Consider the following 26,062-nt stretch of genomic DNA (forward strand, 5'->3'; position numbering starts at 1 on the left):
CCGAAGCCGGTGGAGGTTACGTGTACCTGACTGCAGACGAAGAGGCCATGGCCGCCGGCTCGGACGGTCCCGCCGTGAAATGGGCGATGGACTACCAGCTGGCGGTCGGTGGCTTCTTCGGGGCGCGCCGGCTCGTCCGGGTGCGCAGCGCTCACGCTCACTGCGATGGCGAGGCGCTGGGCGAGCCCGGCGTCCGCTTCCTGGAGCAACTGGCCGACCAGGGCGCCCGCGCCCGCATCCCGCTGACCCTCGACCCGCGCTCGACCGACTTCTCGTGCGCGCTCGACATCGGGCAGAGCCAATCCATTGTGGACACCGAAAGGCGCATCCTCGCCGCGATGGCGCGCATGGGCGCGCTGACCACCAACACCTGTATCAACTACCAGACCGTGGACGTCCCGCACGGGGGCGAGCACCTCGCCTGGGGCGACACCGGCACCGTGATCTACGCCAACGCCGTCGCCGGCGCGCGGAGTAACTTCGAGGGCGGCCCCGCGGCACTCGCGGCCGCGCTCACCGGGCGGGTCCCCGCGTACGGCTTCCACCTCGACGAATGCAGACGTGGCACCGTGCTCGTCGAGCTGGCCGACCAGCCGAGGAACAGCACCGACTGGGGCGCCGTCGGCTGCCTGGTTGGCCGCCGGTTCCCGGGCTACTGGGAGGTGCCCGCGATCGACGGCGCCGAGCGGAGCCCTTCGCCGGACGAGGTGAAACAGCTCGGTGCGGCACTGGCGAGCTACGGCTCGCACGCGATGTTCCACCTCGTCGGCGTGACGCCGGAGGCACGCACCCGCGCGGACGCGTTCGGGGACAACGAACCCCGCGAACGCATGGTCATCGACCGAGCCGCGCTGGACGGCGCGTATCGCGGCTTCGCCCCGGAGCGGGAGAGCCCCGACATCGTCGTGTTCGGCACGCCGCAGCTGTCGGTGTTCGAGCTGGCGGAGCTGGCCGCCCTCTTCGAAGGTCGTGAGGTCTCCTGCCCGGTGTACGCGACGACGAGCGCCGCGGTGCTGAGATCGGCGGAGGAGTACGGCTACGCCGAGACGTTGCGCGCAGCGGGCGTCCGGCTGCTGAGCGGCGTCTGCTACTACCTGATGACCGCGCGCGAGCTGGGGCGCAGCAACGGGTTCCGCACGCTCGTCACCAACTCGGCCAAGCTCGCCAACATCATCGAGGGCTACGGGTACAACCCGGTCTTCCGGTCCACCGAGATGTGCGTCGACGCAGCCGTCACCGGCCGGATCGCGGGGTGAGGACCATGACACAGCTCATCGGCGCCGTCGGTTTCGGCGACGTGGTGGAGGCACCCGCACTGGTGTCGACGGACGCGTTCAGCGCACGGTACGACCTCGACCACGACACGGGCGTGATCAGCCGCGAGTCCCACGACCTCTGCGGGCAGTCGATCGCGGGCAGGATTCTCGTGGTGCCCACCGCGAAGGGCGGCACCGCGACGGGCTGGCGGCTGCTGGACCTGCAGAGCCGAGGCCTGGCACCGGCCGGGCTCGTGTTGCGGACGACGAACCCGGTGCTCGTGCAGGGCGCGGTGTTCGCTGGCATCCCGATCATGCACGAGCTGGAGCCCGACCCAGTGACGTCGATCGAGACGGGCCAGCTGCTCCGGCTGGTTCCTCGGGAGGGTCGCGTGGAGACGCTCGGCCAAGGCTGACCCGCGACAGCGGGCGGTAAAGGGGGAGACGGCAGGCAGTTGAAGAAACCCGACCGGTCAATGAGGACGGAGTCGTGGAATCGTGAATGTGCAAATCCTCTCCTTGCTGGTACTCGTGTGCATGTTCGTACTGGCATCGTTTCTCTCGATCAACCTGGGCATCCTGGCGCTGGTGGCCGCGTTCGTGATCGGCGCCGGGTTCGGCGGCCTCGACGTTGACACGATCATCAGCGGCTTCCCTGGCAGCCTGTTCATCCTGATCGTCGGCGTGACGTTCCTCTTCGCGCTGGCCCAGGAGAACGGCACGCTGCAACGGATCATCGACGGGTCCATGCGGCTGGTGGGCAACCGGGTCGCCGCGATCCCGTGGCTGATGTTCCTGCTCGCGGCGTTCGTCGCGGCGGCGGGCGCGCTCAGCGCGGCGGCGGTCGCCATCGTCGCGCCCATCGCACTGCGCTTCGCCGCCCAGCACAAGGTGAACCCGCTGCTGATGGGTCTCATGGTTGTGCAGGGCGCGACGGCGGGCTCCTTCTCGCCGCTGAGCCCCTTCGGCGCCATCACCAACGGCCTGCTGGGTGACAACGGGCTCCCCCGGGAGCCGATGGGACTGTTCCTCAACAGCCTGCTGTTCAACGTCGTGCTGGCGTGTTTCGTGTTCGCCGTCTTCGGTGGCCTGCAACTGGTACGCAGGCGGCAGACCGTCAGCGTGGCGTCCGGAGTGCCCGCGATGGCCGGGGCCAGCGACGGGCCGGGTGCGATGGCTGCTCCGCCCGAGGCCACCACGGGCGGCGGCACCGGCGACTCCGCCGAGTCCGAATGCGACGAGCCGGCCGCCCCGAAGGGCCGGGACACCATCCACCAGGTGGCCACACTGATCGCCATCGTCGGTCTGGTGCTCAGCACCATGATCTTCGGACTGGACGTCGGCTTCGTGGCACTGACCGCCGGTGTGGCGCTCACCCTGCTCTCGCCAGGCCGGTACGGCGAGTGCATCAAGAACCTGCCGTGGTCGGCGGTCCTGCTGGTGTGCGGCGTTCTGACCTACGTCGGTGTGCTGTCGGAGATCGGCACGATCGACTATCTGAGCGACCTGCTCACCTCGAGTGGCAACCCGCTGCTCACGGCGCTGGCGGCGTGCTACATCGGCGGCGTGATCTCGGCGTTCGCCTCGACGGCGGGTGTGCTCGGCGCGTCGATTCCGCTCGCCGTGCCGGTGCTGGAGCAGGGCATGCTGCCGATGCTCGGCACCATCAGCGCGATCGGCGTCGCCTCCAGCGTCGTCGACGTGAGTCCGTTGTCGACGAACGGCGCGCTGCTGGTGGCCAACCAGAAGAGCATGGAGCCGAGGCTGTTCTTCCGGCGCCTGCTGGTGTGGTCCGTGGTGGTGATCGCCTTCGCGCCACTGCTGAGCTGGCTGATCTTCGTGGTCCTGTGACCCGGATGTCAGGCAGGCCCTCGGTGTCCGGTCCGGGCGCCGAGGGCCTGCACTCCGCTGATCATCGCCATGATCTCGATGTCGCGGCTGTCGCAGCCGCGGGAGAGGTCGTTGAGCGGTGCGCGCAGACCCTGGACGATGGGGCCGAGCGCGATCGCGCCGCCCAGCCGCTCGGCGATCTTGTAGCCGATGTTGCCCGCGTCGAGGTTCGGGAACACGAGCACGTTCGCGTTGCCCGCCACGGCGGAGCCCGGTGCCTTCGCCCGGCCCACCGCCGACACCAGTGCCGCGTCGAGCTGCAGCTCACCGTCCACGGGGAGGTCCGGCAGCCGGTCGCGCACCAGCTGGGTGGCCGTGCGCACCTTGTCGACCGACTCGTGGCTGGCGCTGCCCTGGGTGCTGAACGACAGCATGGCGACGACCGGCGAGCGCGCGGTGAGGTCGCGGTAGGTGTGGGTCGCCGCGACGGCGATGTCGGCGAGCTGGTGCGCGTCCGGATCGGGCAGTACGGCGCAGTCGGCGAAGGCGAGCATCCGGCCGTCGGTCAGCAGCATCAGGAAGGCGCTGCTGACGTGCCGGACCCCGGGAGCGGGGCCGAGCACGCGCATTCCGGCGCGCAGCACGTCGGCGGTGGGCCGGGTCGCCCCGGCGACGCAGGCGTCGAGCATCCCGGCGCGCAGCGCGGCCACAGCCAGGTAGAGGGAGTCCTCGCGGGCGCTCTCGAACCTCGGCGCCGGCTGCTTCTCGAATGCGGCGTGGAGGGCGTCCGTGACGTGGGGGTCGTCCGCCAGCTCACCGGGGTCGAGCACGAGCGCGGCGCCGTGATCGGGCACGCGCCCGGGGTCGGCGAGCAGGCGCACGCCCTGCAGGCCCTGCTCGCGCAGCCGGACGGCCGCCTCGATCGCCCTTGGGTCCTCGCCGTCGGCGAGCAGCACGCGTGTCGGCCGTCCGGAGAGCCGGCCGCGCCAGCGGGCGAGCAGCTCACGGACGGGCTCGCTCTCGGCCGGGGCCGCTCGCACCGCCTGCGCACCGCTCATCGCGCCCACCTCTCCAGCCGCCAGGTATTTCAACATATGACATAGGATTTTAAGTTTGGACGTTAAGTGAGGTTGAGGGCGGCTGTCAACGCGGCGGGGTACGCTGATTCCAACATGTGACAGGAGGTGCCATGTCGGCCGAGGATCGTGAGGGGCGGCCTGGTGGCGGCCCGGTGGTCGGCGCGCAGACCATCTCGCGTGCGTTCGCCGTGCTGCGCCTGTTCCGGGAGCACCGCGGCGATCTGGGCGTCGGGATGATCTCGAAGGAACTCGGGCTCAACGTGAGCACCACGCACCGCATCGTGCGCGCTCTGGTCAGCGAGGGATACCTCGCGCAGAACGAGGACAGCGAGCGGTACTACCTGGGCACCGGCGCGCTGCTGCTCGGGCAGGCGGCGCACCGCAACTTCGGACTCGACGTCGTGTACCCGGTGCTGCAGCAGGTCGCGGCGAGCACCGGCGAATCCGTCAACCTCGGCGTGCTGTCCGGCGACACGGCGGTGGTGGTGGAGCGCATCGAGTCGGCGAAGCCGCTGCGGTTCACGCAGCCGCCCGGCACGCGCGTGCCCCTGCACGCGTCCTCCATGGGCAAGGTGCTGCTCGCGTTCAACGCCGAGACCGAGCAGCGCATGCTCCGCGGCGTCAAGCGGCTCGAGCAGCTGACGCCGAACACCTTCGGTACCCCCAAGGAGCTCCGCTCGGAGCTGGAACGCACCCGGGCCAGGGGCTGGAGCATCGACAACGAGGAGCTGACGCAGGGCGTGCGCTGCGTCGGCGCACCGATCTGCGACGGTGCGGGAATCGCGCGCGCCGCGATCGCCATCCAAGCTCCGGCGGTGCGGGTGCCGGACGAGCGTTTCGACGAGCTCGGCCCGGTCGCGATGCGGGCGGCCAAGGAGATCTCGGCACTGCTGCCGCCAGGCCACACCTTCTGATGGCAGCCGTCTGCAGTGAAGGCCACCTTGCCTGCGTTCAACGCAGGCAAGGTGGCCTTCACTGCAATCGGCGTGCGTGACCCAGCGCACATCGGCCGCGCAGCCGTGACCGTTGACTCCGTAGTGCCTCCCTCGTAGCTTTGGAATTGCCTACCATATTGTGAAATTCCTGGTAGGCCTACGCCGGGAACCCTGCCGGTCATGTGTGAGTCAGTCGCAGCGTCGCGACGACGCGCGGCCACGTCAGAAGGGACGCGAGGCCATGCAGACACAGGACACCTCCGCAGCGGACACGGTCGCCGCGCTGGTGACGAGGGCCAGAGCCGCGCAGGCGATCTTCGCCGACTACGACCAGCAACGGGTGGACGACGTCGTGGCCGGCGTCGCGTGGGCGATCTACCGCCCCGACCGGGCCAGGGCGCTGGCGGAGCTCGCCGTGCGGGACACCGGCCTCGGCAACGTCGAGGACAAGGTCGCCAAGAACCAGCGCAAGACGCTCGGCACGTTGCGCGACCTGACGGGCGCGAAATCGGTCGGTGTCCTCAGTGAGGACCCGGACAGCGGCATCACCGAGTACGCGAAACCCGTCGGCGTGGTCGCCGCCGTGTGCCCTTCCACCAACCCCGCCGCCACCCCGGCGAACAAGACCATGATGGCGCTCAAGGGCGGCAACGCCGTTATCCTGTCGCCCTCGCCCAAGGGCGCCTCGACCTGCCGCCTGCTCGTCGAGTACATCCACGCCGAGCTGGACAAGGTCGGCGCACCACGGGACCTCGTGCAGTTCATCGCCGAACCGAGCAAGGCGCTGACCAACGAGCTGATGGGGCAGGCGGACCTCGTGGTGGTCACCGGCTCGCAGCGCAACGTCCGCCAGGCCTACAGCAGCGGAACCCCCGCGATCGGGGTCGGCGCCGGCAACGCGCCCGTCATCGTCGACGCCGACGCCGACATCGCGGGCGCGGCGGAGAAGATCAAGCGCAGCAAGACCTTCGACTACGCCACGAGCTGCTCGTCGGAGAACTCCGTCCACATTCACTCGGCGGTCTACGACGCGACGCTGCGCGCACTGGCCGAGCAGGGCGGCTACCTGCTCACACCGGAGGAGAAGGAGCGGCTCGCCGCCGTGATGTGGCCGGACGGCAAGCTGAGCTCCGCCGTCACCGCGCAGCCGCCGGGCAAGATCGCCGCACTGGCCGGTTTGGACTCCCCGGAGGCCCGGTCGGCGAGCTTCTTCCTCGTCGAGGAGGACGGCGTCGGTCCCGATTTCCCTTTCAGCGGCGAGAAACTCTCCGTCGTGCTCACGGTTTACCGCTTCGACGACCTCGGCGCCGCGATCGACCGCATCCAGCGGCTGCTGGACTTCCAGGGCGCGGGCCACTCCTGCGGCATCCACACGGCCACCGAGGAACACGCCACGATGGTCGCCGAGCGGCTGCGCGTGGCCCGCGTGCTCGTCAACCAGGCGCACTGCTTCGGCACGGGCGGCGGGTTCGACAACGGCCTCGGGTTCACGCTCACTATGGGCGCCGGTACCTGGGCGGGCAACAGCATCAGCGACAACCTGTCCTACAAGCATTTCCTCAACATCACCCGGCTCGCCCGGGTCATCCCGCCCAGGGTTCCCACCGAGGAACAGCTGTGGGGCCGCTACCACGAGACCTACGGGCGGTGAGCATGAAACTGCTGGAACACCAGGGAAAGCAGCTCCTCGCGCAGGCGGGCGTGCCCGTGCCGAGGGGCCGGGTGGTGACCACGCCCGAGGCCGCGCAGCAGGCGGCCGCGGTGCTGGGCTGCCGGGTCGCCCTCAAGGCACAGGTGCCCGCCGGCAAGCGGGGCAAGGCGGGCGGTATCGGCTTCGCCGACACTCCCGAGGACGCGGCGGGCTCGGCGGCGCGCCTGCTCGGCAGCGAGCTGGCGGGTTCGCACGTGGACGCGGTGCTCGTCGAGGAGGCCGCCGACATCGCGAAGGAGCTGTACGCGTCGGTGCTCAACGACCCGGCCGGCAAGGGCCCGCTCGTGCTGTTCTGCCCCGCCGGCGGCATGGACATCGAGGAGCTGAGCGCCCGTGACCCGGAGTCGATCCGCAGGCTCGGCGTGGACATCCGCACCGGCCTCACCGCTGACGCCGCGCGCTCGCTCGTCACCGGCCTCGGCTTGGGCGAGCACGTGGAGGACCAGGTGACCACGGCGCTGCTCACGATGTACCGCCTCTACCGCACGGTCGAGGCCGAGCTCGTCGAGGTCAACCCGCTCGTGGTGACCGGCGCGGGCGAGGTGGTGGCGCTCGACAGCAAGATCTCGCTCGACCCCGGAGCGCTCGGCAGGCACGCCGAACTGCTCGCCGACCTCGTTCCCGCGCGCGACGACACCGGGACGGAGCTCGAACGGCGCGGGCGCGAGCTCGGTCTGCAGTACCTGGAGCTCGACGGCGAGGTCGGAGTGCTGGCCAACGGCGCGGGCCTGACCATGACGACGCTCGACGCGGTGACCCACTACGGCGGCAAGCCCGCGAATTTCCTCGAGATCGGCGGCGACGCCTACACGAAGGCGACGCCCGCGCTGCGGCTCGTGCTGGACAACCCGCGCGTGCGCAGCCTCGTGGTGAACTTCTGCGGGGCCTTCGCCCGCACCGACGTGATGACCGAGGGTGTGCTCGCCGCGATCGAGGAGCTGCGGCCGGAGCTGCCGATCTTCTTCTCCATCCACGGAACCGGCGAGGAGAAGGCGATCCGGCTGGTCAGAGAGCGGCTCGGCGTCGAGCCCTACGACACGATGGACGACGCGGTCAAGGCGGCGGTCGCCGCCGCGGCAGGACCCGTCGAGGGAAAGGTGGCGGGCTGATGCTGGTTTCCGCGCAGGACAACGTGGTCGTGCAGGGACTCACCGGCAGGCAGGGTTCCTTCTGGGCCGAGCGGATGGCGGAGTGCGGCACGCGCATCGTCGCGGGCGCGAGCCCTGGCAAGGGTGGCAGGGAGGTCGGCGGCGTACCGGTGTACGACTCGGTGGCCGACGCCGCGCGGGAGCACCAGCTGGACGTGTCCGTGCTGTTCGTGCCGCCGCTCGCCGTGCGCAAGGCCGCGGGTGACGCCGTCGCGGCCGGGGTGCGCAAGATCGTGCTGCTGACCGAGCATGTGCCCTACCAGGACATCATGCACGTGCTCGCCGAAGCCAGGGACCACGGCGCCAGGGTGCTGGGCCCCAACACCGCGGGGCTCGTGGTGCCCGGTGTGGCGTCGGTTGGCATCATGCCAGGGTTCGCGGACAACATCTTCCGGCCCGGCTCGATCGGCGTGATCTCCCGCAGCGGCAGCCTCGGCACGCTCGTGGCCCTCAACCTCGTCAGTGCCGGCTACGGGCAGTCGGCGTTCATCGGCATCGGCGGCGACCCGATCCTCGGTACGACGACGCTCGACGCCGTGCGTGAGCTGGACGAGGACGAGCGCACGGAGGCGATCGTGCTCGTCGGCGAGATCGGCGGCTCGATGGAGGAGGACGCGGCGGACTACATCGCGGCGATGCGCAAGCCGGTCGTGGCCTTCATCGCGGGCCGCTCGGCCCCGCCCGACCGCCGCATGGGCCACGCGGGCGCCATCGTCAGCGCCGGCAAGGGCAGCGGGACCTCCAAGGTGGACGCCCTGACCTCTGCGGGAGCTACGGTGGTGGACCTGCCCAGCGGGGTCGGCGACGCCCTGCTGGCCGCGGGCGTCAAACCCGCGGCGTGAACCCGCATGAGGGCGGGCCCGCTCACTCACTCGAGCGGGCTCGTCCTCGGCGTCAGTACCCGGTCGGTCAGCTGGCGGGACTGCGGCGGAACACCCCGCAGCTCGGTCTCCAGCCGGGCGCCGTGCGCCTGCTCCAGTATCGACCGCAGCACCAGCGCGCCGGTGGTGTCGATGCGGCCCAGCCGGGTGAGATCGAGCACGAGCCTTACGGTTTCCGGGTGCGTGGCGAGCAGGTCGTGCAGCAGCGAGTCGAGGCGTTGCGCCGTGCCGAACCACAGCACGCCGCGCGGCGCGAGCGTCAGCTCACCGTCACGCGCCGTGACGTCGACCTCCAGCTGCAGCAGGCGCCACAGGAACACCGCGAGCGACAGCCCCACACCGAGCAGCACGGCCAGGTCGAGCCGGGGGGCCAGCAGCAACGTCGCCAGGAACGTCGCCCAGGCGATCATCGCCTGCGGCGGCGACACCCGCCACAGCCGCACCAGCGGGCGGAACCGCAGCAGACCGGTGACCGCGACGATCACGATCGCGCCCAGCACGGCCAGCGGCAGCGGTTCGAGCACGGCGGCGAACGGCAGGAACGCCAGCACGGTCAACCCGGTGAACGCGCCCGACCATCGGGTGCGCGCGCCCGACATCCGGTTCACCGAGCTGCGGGAGAAGGAGCCGCCGCACGGCATTCCGCCGACCGCCGCCGCGGCCAGGTTCGCCACGCCCTGGCCGACGAACTCGCGGTTGGAGTTCCAGCGGCTGCCGTCCTCGGCGGCGAACCGGCGCGCGATCGAGGCGGCCTCGGTGAACCCGATCAGCGCGATGATGACGCCGGGAAGAATCAGTGAGGGCACGCGGTCCCACGGGATGTCGTCGAGCGTGAACGGCAGCAGCCCGGAGGGCACGCTGTCCACCACGGGGCCGGAATAGAGTCCGGCAGCGGAGATCGCGACGCCGAGTGCGGCCGCCACGAGCACCCCGGGGAAGAGCGCGTGGAGTCGTCGCCCGCCGACGATCACCAGCGCGGTGAGCGCCGTGACCGCCAGCGCCGCGGGGCTCCAGTCGGCGGGGTGGGCGAGGCTCGTGACCGCGGCGACGATCTCGTTGCCCTCGTCCGGCGGCGCGACGCCCAGCGCCTTCGGCACCTGGGACGCGGCGATGAGCACGGCCGCCGCCGGGACGAAACCCAGCAGCATCGGCTGCGACATCAGGTACGCGAGCCAGCCCGCCCGCAGGAGGCCCAGCAGAACCCTGACCACGCCGATCACCAACGCCAGCGCGAGGCCGAGTCCGACGTACTCGGGGCTCGCCGGGGTCGCGACGGTGCTCAGCGCGCCGAACGTCAGCAGCGCGGTGATCGCCACCGGGCCCGTCTGCAGGTACGGCGACGACGCGAACAGCGCCGCGAGCACGGGCGGCAGCGCACCGGCGTAGAGGCCCGCGACGGGCGGCATGCCGGCGAGCTCGGCGTAGGCCAGCGACTGCGGGATGCCGACCATCGCCACGCTCACGCCCGCGACGGCGTCGTACAGGAGTGTCTTGCCGCGCGGTCGCGCGATACGGGGAACGCGCACGGCTCAGCGGACCACCGACAGCGGCAGGGCGAGGCCGGACAGGCTCCTGCGCACGACCGGAAGCCGCGCCGCGAGATCGGACAGGGCGAGTGCCGACGGCGCGTCCGGCGCACCGGCCACCACCGGAACACCGGTGTCCCCGGCGTGCCGCAGCGCGGCGTCAAGGGGGATGCGGGCGAGCAGCTCGGTGCCGAGGTCGTCGGCGAGCCGTTGCCCGCCACCGGAGCCGAACAGCGCGGTGCGCTCGCCGCAGCACTCGCAGACCAGCGTGGACATGTTCTCCACCACCCCGGCCAGCGGCATGCGCAGATCGGCGGCCATGCGTCCCGCCCGCGTCGCCACCGTCTGCGCGCTCACCTGCGGGGTGGTGACGGCGAGCAGTGCCGCCCTTGGCAGCAGCTCCAGCAGCGAGAGGGTCACGTCGCCCGTCCCGGGCGGGAGGTCGACCAGCAGCACGTCCAGCTCGCCCCAGTGCACGTCGGTGAGGAACTGCTCCAGCGCCTTGTGCAGCATCGGGCCCCGCCAGACCACCGGCTCACCGTCGCCGACGAGGAACCCGACCGACATCAGCCGCACGCCGTGCGCGTCGACCGGCAGCATGAGCCCCTTCAGCGCGACGGGACTGCGCCGGACGCCGAACAGCTGCGGCACCGAATAGCCCCACACGTCGGCGTCGAGCAGCCCGACGCGCTTGCCGGTCCGGGCCAGCGCCACGGCCAGGTTCGCCGCGACGGAGGACTTCCCGACTCCGCCCTTGCCGCTCGCGACCGCGTAGACCAGGGTGTCCGTGCCGAGCCGCGCCGGCTGCTGTTCGCGCAGCCGCTGCGACAGGGCCAGCCGCTCCCGGTCGGACAGCGTCGTGAAGCTCACCTCCACGCCGGTGACGCCCGGCACCGCCGAGGCGGCGGCGGTGACGTCGGCCTGGAGCCGCTCTCGCAACGGGCACGTGGGCGTGGTCAGCGCGACGGCGACGTGCGCGGTGCCGCGCCGGTCGGTGGTGACGTCGCGGAGCATGCCGAGCTCGCCGAGGCCCCGGTGGATCTCCGGGTCCTCCACCGCGCCCACGGCCTCCCGCAGGGCCGCGTGGTCGACCGGGGTCCGGCGCCGGGTCAGCATTCCGGCACCCGGTAACCACGCAGCTTCGGGGCGAGGGGACGCATCATGAACTCTGGCCGCCGCTGCCCTCCGGGACCGAGGTCGGGGCTCGTGCGGGCGAGCCACTCCCGGTACACCTCCGCGGAGCGCCGCGTGTCGACGTAGACGTCGCCGTAGCGGTCCCCGGGGTGCGCGTACTCCAGCTTGATCTTCTGCAGCCAGCAGTGCATGCCCGACTCCGGGTCAGGGTGCACGGCGAACGCGAGGTTCTGGTGCACGCCGGGGTCCTCCCAGTTGATCCGGCTCGAGTCAGGGTCGGATGAGTCGAACGGGGCGACACCGCCGCGATGCCGCAGCAGCCACGTGTGCTCACCGTCCGGATGGGACAGTTCCACCATGCCGGTGGTCCAGCGGCTGCCCTCCCCGGGGTGCAGGCGCCAGCGGCCCATGTGGTGGGACAGCGCGCAGACGCCGGGCCGGATCCCCTCGGTGACCCACACCCTGGCCACGAAGTAGCCGATCTCGGTGCTGATGCGCACGAGGTCGTCGGTGACCACGCCGCGCCGCGCGGCGTCGAGCGAGTTGAGCCACAGCGGGTGGGTGTTGGAGATCTCGTTGAGGTACTTGGCGTTGCCGGAACGCGTGTGGATCAGCGTCGGCAGCCGGAAGGTGGGCACGAGCACCAGCTCGCCGGCCTCGATGTCGATCTCGCCGCGCGCCACGTGCGAGCGCAGGTAGCCGGGTGTGGCCCGGTCGGCGCGCCCCCAGTCGCGCATCGCCGTCGAGTACACCTCCAGCTTGCGCGACGGCGTCGGCCAGCCGACGGTCGCCGTCCCGTCCTCGTGCCGCAGCCCGATCGCGCCAGCCTCGCCCACCACCGGCGCGACGGAGTCCGGGGTCACCGGCGTGCGCAGCACGCCGCCGGAGTCCGCGGTCGCGTTCTCCAGCTGCTCACCGGGCACCGCGCGCTCGTCGACGCGGTACACCTCGTCGTCGAGGGCCACCACGCCGTAGCGGCGCATGTACTCCAGCGGCTCCATGCCCTCGTCCGCGGCCTTCTTCGCCAGACCCGGCACCTGGTTCTCGAACAGCCACCGGTAGTACTCGTCCACGGTGATCTTCTCGCCCGGCCGGTAGGGCGACTCGAAGTAGCGGCGGATGCCCAGCGAGCCGTCGGGGTCGATGCGCCACGACAGCTCGAACCAGAACTCGTTCTCCTCCCAGACCTCGCCTGGGTTGACGTCGCGGGTGTCGTTGTACGACAGGCCGAGCTTGTCCATCGCGACGCGGCGCACGGGCTGCCGGAAACCCAGCCACCGCCCGGCGTGCGTCTCGTACGAATGCGTGTCGTGCCGCTCGCTGGCGTGCCCCATGGGCAGGACGTAGTCGGCGAACTCGGCGGTCTCGGACCACGTCGGGGTCAGCGCAACGTGCAGGCCCACCTTGTCCGGATCGGACAGCTGCTCGATCCAGGTGAACCCGTCGGGGTTGGTCCAGACGGGGTTGTAGACCCGCGAGAAGTAGACCTCGAGCCTGCCCCGGCCCTCGGCGAGGAAGTGGGGCAGCAGGAACGACATCTCGTTGGTGGACAACGGGAAGTCGCGTGGCCAGATCAGCTCGTTCCACCGCTCGTGCGGCTCGGGCTTCGCGGGACCGTGCGGGATGAACTTGTGCCAGCCGTTGGGGCTCGTGCCGCCGCGAGTGCCGATGCTGCCGGTCAGCGCGAGCACGAACCACAGCGCCCGCGCGACCTGCCAGCCGCCGAGGTTTCCCGCGGCCGCCGCGCGCCAGATGTGCGCCGAGAGGCGCCCGTCGCAGTCGGCCACCAGCTCGGCGATCTCCTCGATGCGGTCGGCCGGCACCTGCGCTTCCTCGGCGGCGAACTCGAACGTGTAGTCCGCGTAGTCCTCGGTGATGCGGTCGAGGAACGTCTCGAAGTCGCGGGGCGCGTCGGGGTGCAGCTCGGCGAGGTAGGTGTCCCAGTTGAACCACCGGCGGACGTACTCGGTGTCGATGCGGCGGGTCCGCAGCAGGTACGACGCGACGGCCAGCAGCACCGCCGCCTCGCTGCCGGGCCACGGCGTGAGCCACACGTCCGCGTGCGACGCCGTGTTCGACAGACGCGGGTCCATCACCACGAGTTTGGCGCCGGACTGCTTGCCCTCCATGATGCGCTGGGCGTGCGGGTTGAAGTAGTGGCCGGTCTCCAGGTGGCTGGACAGCAGCAGGATGACCTTGGCGTTGGCGTGGTCGGCCGAGGGCCGGTCGTAGCCGGTCCACAGCGACATCCCGAACCGCGCCCCGGCCGAGCAGATGTTGGTGTGCGTGTTGTGCCCGTCCACGCCCCAGGCCGTGAGGAACCGCTCGGCGAAGCCGTCCTCGCCGGGCCTGCCCACGTGGTACATGATCTCGTCGTGGCGGTCCTCGACGATCGCCTTCCGGATCCGGCCGGCGATGTCGTCGAGCGCCTCGTCCCAGCTGACCTGTTCCCAGCCGCCCCCGCCGCGTTCACCGGTGCGGCGCAGCGGGTACAGGATCCGCTCCGGGTCGTTGATCTGGTTGATCGTGGCGGGCCCCTTGGCGCAGTTGCGGCCGCGGGAGCCGGGGTGGGCGGGGTTGCCCTCGAGTTTCTTGACGGAGAGGTCGTCCTTGTCGACGTAGGCCAGCAGGCCGCACGCGCTCTCGCAGTTGAAGCACGTGGTGGGTACCAGCAGGTAGGAGTGCGCGACCTTGCGAGGATGCGCTTTCGCGTCGTACTCGACGTGGTGGTCCCACGCGGACACCGGCGGGAAGTTGCGGAGGTGCTCGTGGCTGCGCGAGCCGGGCAGTACGGGTTCGGTCGCGCTCATGGCGCTCGTTCCTTTCGGCAGTGCTGGTTCTAGGACAGCGGGACGTCTTGCCCGGCGCGGACGAAGACGCTCTCGTACGCGAGCAGTGCGGCCTGCACGGCGATGCCACCGGCGGCGGCGAGCACGAGCGGGCCGCCCGCCCAGCCCACGGCGCCCAGTGCCGCGCCGAGCGCCGCGAGACCGGCGCCGCCACCCCAGAACAGGCGGGCGTAGCGACCCGAGGTGACCATGTGCGCCGCCGCGGCCGCGTGCGCGGTTGGATGCCTGCCCAGGTACTCCAGCAGCGTCATCGCCAGGTGACCGCCCGCGCCGAGGGTCAGCGCGGCGAGCAGCAGCGAGCGGGCGGCGGGGGAGGGGTCGCCTGCCGCGACGGCGAGGGTGAGCACGCCGCCGCCCACCATGAGCGCCTGCACGATCAGGTGCCAGAACAGCAGGGGCGACTGCCACAGGTCGCGGCCCTCGGCCTGGCCGAACAGGAAACCGGTGTAGCCCGCCGTCAGCGCGGCCGCGAGCAGCGCGGGCACGGCCAGGCCGGTGAGCAGGGCGTCGGCGGTGGCCGCGGCCAGCGCGCCGGTCGCGGCGAGGATGCCCGTGGCGAGCCAGGCGGTGAAGACCACCGCCGCCGCGGCCAGCACCACGGCACCCCAGAACATCCACGATCTCGGGTTGGGCTTGAGGAAGATGAACAGGAACCGCTCTGGCCGCTTGAGGTCCCACACCAGCAGCACGCCGGTGACGGCGAGCCCCGCCACCCCGAGTGCGGGGGCCACGACGTCGCCGAGCCCGCCCAGTTCGATGCCGAGCAGGTGGGCGAGCGCGGCGATCAGCATCGCGCCGGCCCCGGCCGCCTTGGTCCAGAGGTACGTCGTGACCCGCCAGCCCCACGGCCGGGGGTGTGCCGTGTTGAGTGTGGTGCGGGCGTGCGTGACCGGGTCGGTGGGCAGGTCGGTGGACGCGCTCCTGCGGTGCTCGTCGGGGCGGGCCCACAGGTACGTGTCGCCGGTGGGGGCGGCGAGCGGGTCGAGCACCGCGCGGTCGGCGCCGAGGTAGAAGACGTTGGGCCCGGTGTTCTGCTCGGGCGCGCGCACCTGCGTCGGGTTCTCGTTGACCAGGCGCGCGATCCCGCTTTCCGGGTCGTCGAGGTCGCCCACCCAGATCGAGTGTGTCGGGCACACCACCACGCACGCCGGTTCGAGGCCCTCGTCGACGCGGTGGGCGCAGAAGTTGCACTTGGCGGCGGTGTGGGTGTCCTCGTCGAGGTAGATGGCGTCGTAGGGGCACGCCTGCATGCACGCCTTGCAGCCGATGCACCGCTCGTTGTCGAAGTCGACGATCCCATCGTCCCTTGTGAACAGTGCCTGCGTGGGGCAGATCTTGACGCACGGCGCGTCCGTGCAGTGATTGCACCGCATGACACCGAAATCGCGGGTGGTCGCGGGGAACTCCCCGGACTCCACGTACTTCACCCACGTGCGGAACTGGCCCACCGGCACCTCGTGCTCGGTCTTGCACGCCACTGTGCAGGCGTGACAGCCGATGCAGGTGCGCTGGTCGATCGCGAAGCCGTAGCGCATGACACCTCCGAAGCTGACGCACAGTGACGCTAACTCCGGAAAAGGGGGCCCGGTACCAACGTCGATCCTGGGTACTCCCAAAGCAGACTTTGGAGTAACGTGACGGCGTGCCACTGCCACCGCGCGTGCCCGAGATCGGGGCACTGGACCTGTTGCTGAGCGTCGCGCGGCTGGGCAGTCTCGGAAAGGCCGCGAAGGAGCACGGCATCTCGCAGCCCGCGGCGGCGTCGCGGATCCGGAACATGGAGCGGCTCACGGGTGTGCCGCTCATCGTGCGCTCGGCCACCGGTTCCCGGCTCACCGACGAGGGGGCCGTGATCGCGGACTGGGCGGGCCGGGTGATCGACGCCGCGGCCGCGCTGGACGCCGGCATCGCGGCCCTGCGTGGCCAGCAGGCAAGCCGGATCCAGCTGGCGTGCAGCATGACGATCGCCGAGTACCTGCTCCCCGGGTGGCTGAGCGAGCTGCGCAGGCGCAGGCCGGACACGACGATCGGGCTACAGGTGGTGAACTCCGCGAAGGTCGTCGAGCTGGTGCTCGGCGGGGCCGTCGACCTCGGCTTCGTGGAGGGCGCCGAACCCGCCGAGGGGCTCGATTCCCAGGTGGTGGCCGAGGACCAGCTGTCGCTCGTGGTGCATCCCGACCATCCCTGGGCGAGGAGGGGCCGGCCCGTGCGCGCGGCGGAACTCGCCGCCGAGGCGCTGATCAGCCGTGAGCCGGGCTCGGGCACGCGCTACGTGCTGGACCACGAGCTGGACCGGCTGGGCTACCACACGCGCCCGAACCCCGTGATGGAACTGTCGTCCACCACGGCGATCAAGGCCGCCGTGGAGGCGGGGCTCGGTCCGGCGGTGCTCAGCTCGCTCGCGCTGGCCGAGGACGTGGCGCAGGGCAAGCTCGTGGTGGTGCCAACGTCGGGCCTCGACCTGCAGCGCTCCCTGCGGCTGGTGCTGCGTGCGGGGGAGCAGCTGTCCCCGGCGCTGCGGGACGTCGTCGCGGCGGCCGGCGCGAGCGCGGGAAGGCGCTGAGTCCACATGGGACGGAGCCGGGCGGCGTTCGCCACCCGGCTCCGCGACAGGGGCCGGCTACACGTAGTCCTGGTACTTCGGCAGGAAGCGCACCGGCTTGGAGAGCGCGTCCCGGCGGAACGGGTCACCCAGCTCGCGGGTGCACATCACCTCGATGACCGTGGTACGGCCGCCGTTCATCTGCGCGTCGACGGCCTTCCGCAGTGCCGGGCCGACGTCCTCGAGCTTGTCGACCACCACGCCGTCCGCGCCCATGGCCCGCGCGATCCCGGCGAAGCTCTCGTTCTCCAGCTCTCCGGCCACGAACCGGCGGTTGTAGAAGTCGACCTGGTTCTTCTTCTCGGCGCCCCACTGCCGGTTGTGGAACACCACGGCGGTCACCGGGATGTCGTGGCGCACCGAGGTCATGATCTCGCCCATGCTCATGCCCCACGCGCCGTCACCGGCGTAGGCGATGGCGGGCCGGTCCGGCGCCGCGGCCTTGGCGCCGATGACGGTCGGCAGCGCGTACCCGCAGTTGCCGAAGCTCATCGGGGCCAGGAAGCTCCGGGGCTCCTCGAAGCGGAGGTAGCTGTTGGCCACCGAGTTGATGTTGCCGATGTCGGTGGAGACCATGACGTGCGGCGGCATGGCCTTCTCCAGCTCGCGCAGCACCTGCCTCGGGTGCAGCCAGCCGCCCTCCTCCTGCTCCTGCTCGGCGATCATGTCCAGGCTGAACGGGTCGGTCTCGTGGGTCCACGCGGTGAGCTCGGCCTCCCACGCGTCCTTCTCGGCCTTCGTCGTGGCGGCCCGCTGCTCCCGCGTGGCGTCGCAGGCCAGCGTGCGTCCCGCGAGGCGCTGGGTGAGCGCGGCGGCGGCCGCCTTCGCGTCGCCGCAGATCCCGACGGTGATCTTCTTGACCAGGCCGAGCATCTTGTGGTCGGCGTCGATCTGGATGATCTTGGCGTTCTTCGGCCAGTAGTCCATCCCGTGCTGCGGCAGTGTGCCGAACGGCCCGAGCCGCGAACCCAGCGCCACCACCACGTCGGCCTGGGAGATCAGCTTCATGGCGGCCTTCGACCCCTGGTAGCCGAGCGGTCCGCACCACTGGGGGTGGCTGGCGGGGAAGGAGTCGTTGTGCAGGTAGCTGTTCACCACCGGCGCGCCGAGCCGCTCGGCCAGCGCCTTGCACTCCTCGACGCCGTCGGCCATCACGACCCCGCCACCCGAGATGATCACGGGGAACTCCGCGGCGGCGAGCAGTTCGGCGGCCTCGTTGAGGCTCTGGTCGCCGCCGGGGCCGCGGTCGAGCCGCTGCGGGTCGGGGATCTCGGTCTCGATCTCGCCGTAGAAGAAGTCGCGCGGGATGTTGAGCTGGGTCGGGCCGATCTCCGACATAGCGCGGTCGAAGGCGCGGCCCGTGAGCTCGGCCATCCGACGTGGGTTGTTGACGTGCGCCTGGTACTTGGTGAACTCCTGGAACATCGGCAGCTGGTTGGCCTCCTGGAAGCCGCCGAGGCCCATGCCCATCGTGCCCGCCTCGGGGGTCACGATCACCACGGGGCTGTGTGCCCAGTACGCCGCGGCGATGGCGGTGACACAGTTGCTGATGCCAGGGCCGTTCTGCCCGATCACCACGCCGTGCCTGCCGCTGACGCGCGCGTAGCCGTCGGCCATGTGCGCGGCGCCCTGTTCGTGCACGACCGGGACCAGCCGGATGCCTGCCGGAGCGAAGATGTCCATCGCGTCCATGAACGCGGAGCCCATGATGCCGAAGATGTCGGTGACCCCGTTGGCCACGAGTGTCTCGACGAAGGCCTCGGAGGGGGTCATGGTTGCCGGGCCGTCGACCACGGTCCGGCCGTCGCCGGTCTTACGCTGCGCCATTGCGGACTCCTACAAAAATCGGGACGGCATGTTCCTGAAACCGGAATCGGATCGACCATAAGCCAGTCGCGATGGTCGGTCAACGTCATCTTCGAGAAACCGAGACGAAGTGTGTTAGTTTCTGGAACCACGTGACGGTGTTCCAGAAGGAGGTGCCGTGGAGCTCATCCGTGAGCCGGACCCGGCCGCCCTGAACGGCGACACCCCGACCATGCGCCTGTTCTCGCTGCTCGAGCTCATCGCGAGCAAGGACGAGCTGGTGACGTTGCAGGGGCTGGTCGCGGAGACGGGCATGCCGAAACCGACCCTGCACCGGATGCTGCAGCAGCTGGAGGGCGCCGGGCTGCTGATCCGGCAGGCCGACGGCAGGCACTACGGCACCGGGGTCCGGCTGCGCAGACTCGCCGAGAACCTGCTGCTCAACGCCACCCACTACGGCGCACGGCATGCGGTGCTCAAGAACCTGGTCGAGGAGCTGGGCGAGAGCTGCAACATCACCACGCTCTCCGGCAACGAGATCGTGTACCTCGACCGCGTGGAGACGCCGGAACCGCTGCGGTTCTACCTGCGGCCCGGTTCACGCGTGCCGGTGCACTGCTCGGCCAGCGGCAAGATGATCCTGTCGCAGCTCAGTCCCGGCCAGCGGGCCAAGCTGCTCGCCCACGCGCCGCTCAAGGCGTACACGCCGAAGACGGTCACCGACCTCGGAGTGCTCGAGGAGGAGTTCGCCCGCATCCGGCGCGACGGCTTCGCGCTCGACGACGAGGAGTTCCTGCCCGGTCTCGTCTGCGTGGCGGTGCTGGTGCCCGCGCCGTCGGGGCGGTCGAACCTCGCCGTCGCCGTGCAGGCGCCGGTCATGCGGCTCACCGCCGACAAGGCGCTCCACACGCTTCCCGCGCTCCAGCGTGCGGCCGAGGCCATCAGCAGGGTCGAGGCCGAGGGAGCCGCCGACGCCACCCAGACCGCCACGTCGTGAAGGGAACACCCGCGCGCATGCACACCGACCTGCCGGGCGAGCGGATCAGCGTCCGGGACGCCTTCGGCATCGACTCCACGCTCGTGGTGAACGGGTTCCGCGAGCGCACCGAGCACGTGCCGGACGTCGACGATTCGTACCGGTTCAACCCCGACGTCACCCTCGCGGTGCTGGCCGGGTTCGCGCACAACCGCAGGGTCCTCGTCCAGGGGCTGCACGGCACCGGGAAGTCCAGCCACATCGAGCAGGTCGCCGCGCGGCTCAACTGGCCGTGTGTGCGCGTCAATCTCGACGGCCACCTCAGCAGGCTCGACCTCGTCGGCAGGGACGCCGTGGTGCTGCGCGAGGGCAAGCAGGTCACCGAGTTCTGCGAGGGCATCGTGCCGTGGGCGGTGCGCGGGCCGGTCGCGCTCGTGCTCGACGAGTACGACGCGGGGCGGCCCGACGTCATGTTCGTGATCCAGCGGCTGCTCGAACGCGACGGCCGGTTCACGCTGCTCGACCGCAACCTGGTGCTGCGGCCGCATCCGGCGTTCCGGCTGTTCGCGACAGCCAACACCGTGGGGCTCGGCAACCTCAACGGGCTCTACCACGGCACACAACGGCTCAACCAGGCCCAGATCGACCGCTGGGACGTGGTCGCGTCACTGAACTACCTGCCCCCCGATGAGGAGATCGCCATCGTCCTGGCCCGGGTTCCCGAGCTGGCCGACGACGCCGGTCGCGCGCTCGTGGCGGCGATGGTCGCCGTGGCGGGGCTGACGAGGGCGGGCTTCCGGGCCGGCGACCTGTCCACCGTGATGTCGCCGCGCACGGTGATCACGTGGGCCGAGAACACCGGCATCTTCGGCGATCCGGCATTGGCCTTCCGCCTCTCCTTCTCGAACAAGTGCGACGAGGCGGAGCAGCCCGTGCTCGCGGAGTACTTCCAGCGCTGCTTCGACCGCGAGCTCGAGCAGCCGGCACCACTCGCGGCCACGGCCTGAGCCGTGCGGGCCGAGCGGGAGCGCCGCCGCGCCGAGGAGCTGTGCGCGGCCGCGGTCAGGGCGCTGGCCGGTGAACCCGGCCTGCACTTCCGCGGCGGCAGGCTGCACGACGGGCGACGGCCGGTGCCGCTGCACGCCCCGCACCTGCGTCCGGCCGGGGAGCCGTGGCGGGGCGCGGGCGACGGTATGGCGCTGCACCTGCTGCACACCGACCGCGACCTGCACCGGGGGCTGCGCCCGGAGTCCGGTGTGGAGCGCCTGCTGTTCGAGCTGCTGGAGCAGTTCCGCGCGGAGGCGCAGGTCCCCGCGACGTGGCCGGGAGCGCGGCGCAACCTCCGCGAGCGCTTCGAGCGGTGGTCGCTCGCCTACCACCACGACGGCCACGCCGACACCGCACGCGGCCTGCTGTTCTACACCGTCGCGCAGGTGTGCCGGGCGCGGATCACCGGCGAGCCCGTGGTCGCCGAGACCGAGGACCTGATCGAGCCCACCCGCGCGGCGATCGCGCCGTCGCTCGGCGCCGATCTCGCGGGGCTGCGACGAACCAGGCGGGACCAGGCCGCGTTCGCCCGGCATGCGCGGTCGCTGGCCGCCGAGGTCGCCGCGCTGCTGACCTCGGACGACGCCGGGGATTCCGGAGACGCGGCTGCCGAGGAGGGCCGGGACTCCCCGCTCGCGCTGCTGCTCGACTTCGACGACGAGCCCGGCGACGGGGGAGCGGTGGCCCTGCGTGAGCGGGCGGTCGGCGACGAGCAGCCGGGCTACCGGGTCTTCACCACCGCTTACGACCGGGAGGCAGGCATCGCCAGCCTCGTGCGGCCCGCCGCGCTCGCCGGTTATCGCGAGCGGCTGGACCGCGAGGTCGAGCGACAGGGTGTGAACGTGGCCCGCCTGGCGCGCGAGCTGGAGGCCGTCCTGGCGGAGCCTGCCCGCGACGGCTGGGACGGCGCGCAGGAGGAGGGTCTGATAGACGGACGGGCGCTCGCGCGCCTGATCAGCTCACCGGAGGAGCGCAGGCTGTTCCGGGTGGAGCGCACGCGGCCGGTGGCCGACGTGCACGTGACTTTCCTGATCGACTGCTCGGGGTCGATGAAGCAGCACGCCGAGCGGGTCGCGGTGCTCGTCGACCTGTTCGCCCGCGCCCTCGACCTGCTGGGTGCGCGCAGCGAGATCCTCGGGTTCACCACCGGGGCCTGGCATGGCGGCCGCGCGAGGAGGGACTGGCTGCGCGCCGGCAGCCCGCCGGTGCCGGGACGGCTCAACGAACGGCTCCACGTGGTGTTCAAGGACGCCGAGACCCCGTGGCGGCGGGCCCGTCCGGACATCGCGGGCCTGTTGAAGGCGGACCTGTTCCGGGAGGGAGCCGACGGGGAGGCCGTCGCATGGGCGGCCGCGCGGGCGCGCGACGCCGGACGCCGCGCACTGCTGTTCGTGCTGTCCGACGGCAGCCCGATGGACGGCGCCACGGCGCTGGCCAACGGGGAGCGGTACCTCGACGACCACCTGCGGGAGGTGGTGTCGGCGTTCGAACAGGAGGGCGCGGTGGAGGTCTACGGCCTCGGCGTGGGGCTCGACCTGAGCCCGTACTACCGGCACTGCCTCGCGCTGGACACCGGAGAGGGCACCGGGCACCGCGTGTTCCGCGAGATCGTGGGGCTGATCGCCGCCTCCCGCCGCCAGTAGGATCCGCACATGGAGCACGCCAAGCCGCCGACCGGCACCCAGGCCATCGGCCGGGCGCTCGCCGTGCTCAAGCTGCTCGCCGCGCAGGCCGGTGAGCTGGGCACCTCCCGCATCGCCGAGCACCTCGGGCTGTCATCGGGCACCGCGCACCGGATCGTGCGGGCGCTCGTGGCCGAGGGTCTCGTGGCGCACAACCCGCGCACGGACGCCTACTACCTGGGCACGGGCACGATTCTGCTCGGCCAGGCAGCGCAGCGGGGGTTCGGGCTCGACAAGGCGCTGCCCGTGCTGGAGCAGATCAACGCCGAGACGCAGGAGTCGGTGAACCTCGTCGTGCGGGAAGGCGGCGAGTCGGTGGTGATGCTGCGCGTGCAGTCGACGCTGCCGCTTCGATTCGAACAGCACCCGGGTGCCCGCTTCCCGCTGTACACCACCGCGTCGGGCAAGGCGATCCTGGCGTACTCGCCGGACGCCGAGACCTACCTGGCGGGTCTGCCCGAGCGGCTGCCGAAGATCACCAACCGCACGCTGAGCTCCCCGGCGAAACTGGCTGCCCAGCTGGAGGAGATCCGCGAGCGCGGGTACAGCATCGACGAGGAGGAGAACGTCGCCGGAGTGCGTTGTGTCGGCGCGCCGATCCTCGACGCCGACCGCTGTGCGCAGGCGGCACTCGTCATCCAGGTACCCGCGGTGCGCATGCCCGCACGGCGGGTGAGAGAGCTGGGCGCGCGCACGGTCACGGCGGCCAAGGAGATCGCCCAGTTCGTTCCTGTCGACCGCATGATGTCGCGCTGATGCCGCGCTGACCACGGAAATCCGCGACTTTGTGTCCGTTGTGGACACAGTGATGTCCTCCCGGCCCCTTCTCAATTTCGCCCGGCGCGCCTATGGTGTTTCACATAGTGGGGCTAGTACCCACATAGTGCCGACGATGTCGATGATGGGAGAGCCGTCAATGCTGCCGGAGATCCAGCCCAACGAGCAGGTGTTCACCTGGGCCGCGCCACCCCTGAAGTTCGGCCCCGGCGCGGTCGACGAGATCGGCGCCGAGGTGGCGGCGACCGGTGCGGCCTCCGCGCTGGTCATCACCGACCCCGGCGTGCGGGACACGGGCTTTCCCGACCGCATCAGGGAAAGCCTGCTGCTGGCCGGGGTCAAGACCGAGGTGTTCGACGGTGTGGCGATCGAGCCGACCGACCGGAGCATCGCCGCGGCCGTCGAGTTCGCCCGCGAGCGGCAGTGGGACTGCTTCGTCGCGGTCGGCGGCGGTTCCGCGCTGGACACGGCGAAAGCCGTCAACCTCCTGACCACTCACCCCGGCGAGCTGCTCGACTTCGTGACGCCACCGATCGGCGCGGGCAAGGCGCCCTGGCTGCCGCTCAAGCCGCTCATCGCGGTGCCGACGACGGCGGGCACCGGGTCCGAGTCCACCACGATCTGCGTGGTCGACCTTCTCGACCTGCACCTCAAAGCCGGGGTGAGCCACCCGAAGCTTCGCCCCTCACTGGCCGTGGTGGACCCGCTCGCCACCGTGAGCATGCCGCCGCAGGTGACCGCCGCGAGCGGGATGGACGTGCTCTCGCACGCGCTGGAGAGCTACACGAGCGTGCGCTACGACGCCAAGCCCGCGCCGCGGGACCCGATGCGCAGGCCAGCCTTCTGCGGGTCCAACCCGATCAGCGACGTGTGGTGCGAGATGGCACTGCGCCTGGTCGGCCGCAGCCTACGCAAGGCCGTGTGCAATGGGCGGGACCTCTCCGCCCGCACCGACATGGCACTGGCCTCCACCTACGCGGGCACCGGGTTCGGCAACGCGGGCACGCACCTGCCGCACGCCAACGCCTACCCGGTGGCGGGCGCGGTGCGGGACTACAGGGCCGAGGGTTACCCGGAAATGCCGATGGTCCCGCACGGCCAGGCGGTGTCGGCGACGGCGGCGGCGGTGTTCCGCTGGACCTACCCCGCCGACCCGCAGCGGCACCTGCACGCGGCGGAGCTGCTGTCCGGGCAGACGTTCACGGCCACCGACGGGGCCGATGCGCTGCCGCACGTCCTCACCGAGCTGATGCGCGACATCGGCATGCCGTCCGGGCTGCGGAGCTTCGGTTACACCGAGGCGGACCTGGATACCCTCACCGACGGCACGCTCAAGCAGACCAGGCAGCTCGCCGTGGTGCCGAGGCCGGTGGACCGCCCCGCGCTGACCGCGATCTTCGAGCAGTCGCTCTGATGCGGGGAGGTGGGCAATCATGGGTGACACCGCAACCGGCCAGGCCGAACCGACCCGCCGCGAGGTCCGGCTCGTCGTGGCGTCGAGCGTCGTCGGCACCACCGTCGAGTGGTACGACTTCTTCCTCTACGGCACCGCGGCCGGCATCGTCTTCAACAAGTTCTACTTCCCCAGCGAAGACCCCCTGGTCGGCACCCTGCTGGCGTTCGCGACCTTCGCGCTGGGCTTCGTCGCCCGGCCCGTCGGCGGGCTGATCTTCGGCCACATCGGCGACCGCATCGGTCGCAAGAGGACACTCGTCGCCACGATGCTCATCATGGGCATCGCGACATGTGCCATCGGCCTCATCCCCACGTACGCCAGCATCGGCGTCGCGGCGCCGATCCTCCTCGTGCTCATGCGGCTGGCGCAGGGCATCGCGATCGGCGGGGAATGGGGCGGCGCCGTGCTGATGTCCGTGGAGTACGCCCCGAGGAACCGGCGGGGCCTCTACGGCAGCTTCCCTCAGCTCGGCCTGGCGCTGGGCCTCGTGCTCGGCACCGGTGTCTTCGCGGGACTGGGCGCGATGATGGACGAGAGCGCGTTCCTCTCCTGGGGCTGGCGCATCGCGTTCCTCCTCTCCGCCGTGCTCGTGATCGCGGGCATGGTGATCCGGCTCAAGGTGATGGAGACCCCGGCGTTCCGCAGGCTTCAGCAGACCGAGGCGCGCGCGAGCGTGCCCGCGCTCGAAATGGTGCGCAACAAGCTCTCGCGCCGGCACGTGCTGCTGGGCATGGGCAGCCGGTGGGTCGAGGGCGTCGCGTTCAACACCTGGGCCGTCTTCTCGATCTCGTTCGGCACCGGCACGCTGGACATGCCGCAGCAGACGTTGCTGATCTCGGTGATGATCGCCGCGGTGACCATGGTGGTGTTCATCCCGTTGTTCGGCAGGCTGTCCGACACGGTCGGCCGTCGGACGCTGTTCGGCTGGGGCGCGCTGCTGACGGGCGTGGTCGCCTATCCGGCTTTCGCGCTGCTCGGCACGGGAACGCCACTGCTCGCGGGCGCCGGGCTGGTGCTGGCGCTAGGTGTGCTGTACCCGGTGCTGTACGGCCCGCAGGCGGCGTTCTACTCGGAGATGTTCCCGGTCAGCGTCCGGTGCACCGGGATCTCGTTCGTGTACCAGTTCTCCGGCATCTTCGCCTCGGGTCTCACACCCCTGGTGCTGTCGTACCTGGTGGGTCTCGACGGCGACGGCTACCCGCTCGTCGTGACCTACCTGGTGGTCGCCGCCGTGGTGAGTGCCGTGTGCACCTTCGCGGTGCGCAAGCGGGATCTCCGGCTGATCGCCGAGGCCGAGGAGTCCGATATGGACTCGGCGCGGGACGCGGTGCGGTCGTGACACGGGTGTGGTGCGTGCCCGCCGCACG

General features: G+C 71.1%; 20 protein-coding genes. 14 read left to right on the forward strand and 6 right to left on the reverse strand.

Features of this window, described 5'->3' with window-relative positions; translation table 11 throughout:
- Positions 1-20: 20 nt before the first annotated feature.
- The 3 genes from FCN18_RS06350 (at position 21) to FCN18_RS06360 (ending at position 3,107) form a co-directional block, all read left to right on the forward strand.
- Positions 21-1,256, forward strand: coding sequence for an aconitase X (locus tag FCN18_RS06350; RefSeq protein WP_137093792.1), 1,236 nt, complete (start codon positions 21-23; stop codon positions 1,254-1,256).
- 5 nt (positions 1,257-1,261) lie between these two features.
- Positions 1,262-1,672 carry an aconitase X swivel domain-containing protein gene (locus tag FCN18_RS06355; RefSeq protein ID WP_112270650.1) on the forward strand — a complete coding sequence of 137 codons (411 nt, stop codon included), beginning with the start codon at positions 1,262-1,264 and terminating at the stop codon, positions 1,670-1,672.
- Between the two features lie 82 nt (positions 1,673-1,754).
- Positions 1,755-3,107, forward strand: coding sequence for an SLC13 family permease (locus tag FCN18_RS06360; protein WP_112270133.1), 1,353 nt, complete (start codon positions 1,755-1,757; stop codon positions 3,105-3,107).
- A gap of 8 nt (positions 3,108-3,115) precedes the next feature.
- On the opposite strand, the gene FCN18_RS06365 is transcribed toward FCN18_RS06360, so the two are convergent.
- Positions 3,116-4,144, reverse strand: a complete 1,029-nt coding sequence (locus FCN18_RS06365) for a phosphotransacetylase (protein ID WP_137093795.1) — start codon at positions 4,142-4,144, stop codon at positions 3,116-3,118.
- 131 nt (positions 4,145-4,275) lie between these two features.
- On the opposite strand from FCN18_RS06365, the gene FCN18_RS06370 reads away from it, so the two are divergent.
- The 4 genes from FCN18_RS06370 to FCN18_RS06385 all read left to right on the forward strand — a co-directional run bounded on the left by FCN18_RS06370 (position 4,276) and on the right by FCN18_RS06385 (position 8,801).
- Positions 4,276-5,079 carry an IclR family transcriptional regulator gene (locus FCN18_RS06370; RefSeq protein ID WP_112270135.1) on the forward strand — a complete coding sequence of 268 codons (804 nt, stop codon included), beginning with the start codon at positions 4,276-4,278 and terminating at the stop codon, positions 5,077-5,079.
- A gap of 205 nt (positions 5,080-5,284) precedes the next feature.
- The gene (gene sauS, locus FCN18_RS06375; RefSeq protein ID WP_228713692.1) at positions 5,285-6,751 is read left to right on the forward strand and encodes an acylating sulfoacetaldehyde dehydrogenase; all 1,467 of its coding nucleotides are present in this window, start codon (positions 5,285-5,287) and stop codon (positions 6,749-6,751) included.
- Positions 6,752-6,753: 2 nt separating this feature from the next.
- The gene (locus FCN18_RS06380) at positions 6,754-7,920 is read left to right on the forward strand and encodes a succinate--CoA ligase subunit beta (protein WP_112270137.1); all 1,167 of its coding nucleotides are present in this window, start codon (positions 6,754-6,756) and stop codon (positions 7,918-7,920) included.
- A complete protein-coding gene (locus FCN18_RS06385) occupies positions 7,920-8,801 on the forward strand; it encodes a succinate--CoA ligase subunit alpha (protein WP_113644391.1) in 882 nt (293 codons plus the stop codon). Before FCN18_RS06380 ends, FCN18_RS06385 begins: the two co-directional genes overlap by 1 nt.
- Positions 8,802-8,827: 26 nt before the next feature.
- Here FCN18_RS06385 and FCN18_RS06390 read toward each other — a convergent pair whose 3' ends face one another.
- The 4 genes from FCN18_RS06390 to FCN18_RS06405 are packed head-to-tail and all read right to left on the reverse strand — an operon-like array spanning position 8,828 to position 15,884.
- Positions 8,828-10,366, reverse strand: a complete 1,539-nt coding sequence (locus FCN18_RS06390; protein WP_112270139.1) for a SulP family inorganic anion transporter — start codon at positions 10,364-10,366, stop codon at positions 8,828-8,830.
- A gap of 3 nt (positions 10,367-10,369) precedes the next feature.
- Complete coding sequence (locus FCN18_RS06395; protein ID WP_137093797.1) at positions 10,370-11,482, reverse strand: Mrp/NBP35 family ATP-binding protein; 1,113 nt, start codon at positions 11,480-11,482, stop codon at positions 10,370-10,372.
- Positions 11,476-14,310, reverse strand: coding sequence for a molybdopterin-dependent oxidoreductase (locus FCN18_RS06400; RefSeq protein ID WP_137093799.1), 2,835 nt, complete (start codon positions 14,308-14,310; stop codon positions 11,476-11,478). The genes FCN18_RS06395 and FCN18_RS06400 overlap by 7 nt, the downstream gene beginning before the upstream one ends.
- Before the next feature lie 29 nt (positions 14,311-14,339).
- A complete protein-coding gene (locus FCN18_RS06405) occupies positions 14,340-15,884 on the reverse strand; it encodes a 4Fe-4S dicluster domain-containing protein (RefSeq protein WP_112270143.1) in 1,545 nt (514 codons plus the stop codon).
- Between the two features lie 107 nt (positions 15,885-15,991).
- On the opposite strand from FCN18_RS06405, the gene FCN18_RS06410 reads away from it, so the two are divergent.
- Entirely contained in the window at positions 15,992-16,912 is a 921-nt protein-coding gene (locus FCN18_RS06410) for a LysR family transcriptional regulator (protein WP_112270145.1), read from the forward strand.
- Positions 16,913-16,969: 57 nt separating this feature from the next.
- Here FCN18_RS06410 and xsc read toward each other — a convergent pair whose 3' ends face one another.
- Complete coding sequence (xsc, locus tag FCN18_RS06415; RefSeq protein ID WP_112270147.1) at positions 16,970-18,778, reverse strand: sulfoacetaldehyde acetyltransferase; 1,809 nt, start codon at positions 18,776-18,778, stop codon at positions 16,970-16,972.
- A gap of 157 nt (positions 18,779-18,935) precedes the next feature.
- On the opposite strand from xsc, the gene FCN18_RS06420 reads away from it, so the two are divergent.
- From FCN18_RS06420 to FCN18_RS06445, 6 genes are all read left to right on the forward strand, one after another.
- Positions 18,936-19,754 carry an IclR family transcriptional regulator gene (locus FCN18_RS06420; RefSeq protein WP_199542690.1) on the forward strand — a complete coding sequence of 273 codons (819 nt, stop codon included), beginning with the start codon at positions 18,936-18,938 and terminating at the stop codon, positions 19,752-19,754.
- A complete protein-coding gene (locus tag FCN18_RS06425; protein WP_228713694.1) occupies positions 19,751-20,740 on the forward strand; it encodes an AAA family ATPase in 990 nt (329 codons plus the stop codon). Before FCN18_RS06420 ends, FCN18_RS06425 begins: the two co-directional genes overlap by 4 nt.
- 3 nt (positions 20,741-20,743) lie before the next feature.
- The gene (locus tag FCN18_RS06430; protein WP_112270151.1) at positions 20,744-22,423 is read left to right on the forward strand and encodes a cobaltochelatase CobT-related protein; all 1,680 of its coding nucleotides are present in this window, start codon (positions 20,744-20,746) and stop codon (positions 22,421-22,423) included.
- A gap of 9 nt (positions 22,424-22,432) precedes the next feature.
- Positions 22,433-23,218 carry an IclR family transcriptional regulator gene (locus FCN18_RS06435; RefSeq protein ID WP_137093801.1) on the forward strand — a complete coding sequence of 262 codons (786 nt, stop codon included), beginning with the start codon at positions 22,433-22,435 and terminating at the stop codon, positions 23,216-23,218.
- 145 nt (positions 23,219-23,363) lie between these two features.
- Entirely contained in the window at positions 23,364-24,653 is a 1,290-nt protein-coding gene (locus FCN18_RS06440; protein ID WP_228713696.1) for a hydroxyacid-oxoacid transhydrogenase, read from the forward strand.
- 19 nt (positions 24,654-24,672) lie between these two features.
- A complete protein-coding gene (locus tag FCN18_RS06445; RefSeq protein WP_137093803.1) occupies positions 24,673-26,034 on the forward strand; it encodes an MFS transporter in 1,362 nt (453 codons plus the stop codon).
- Positions 26,035-26,062 lie beyond the last annotated feature (28 nt).

Source organism: Prauserella endophytica (assembly GCF_005146945.1).
In the GTDB taxonomy this organism is placed as follows: Bacteria; Actinomycetota; Actinomycetes; order Mycobacteriales; family Pseudonocardiaceae; genus Prauserella_A; species Prauserella_A endophytica.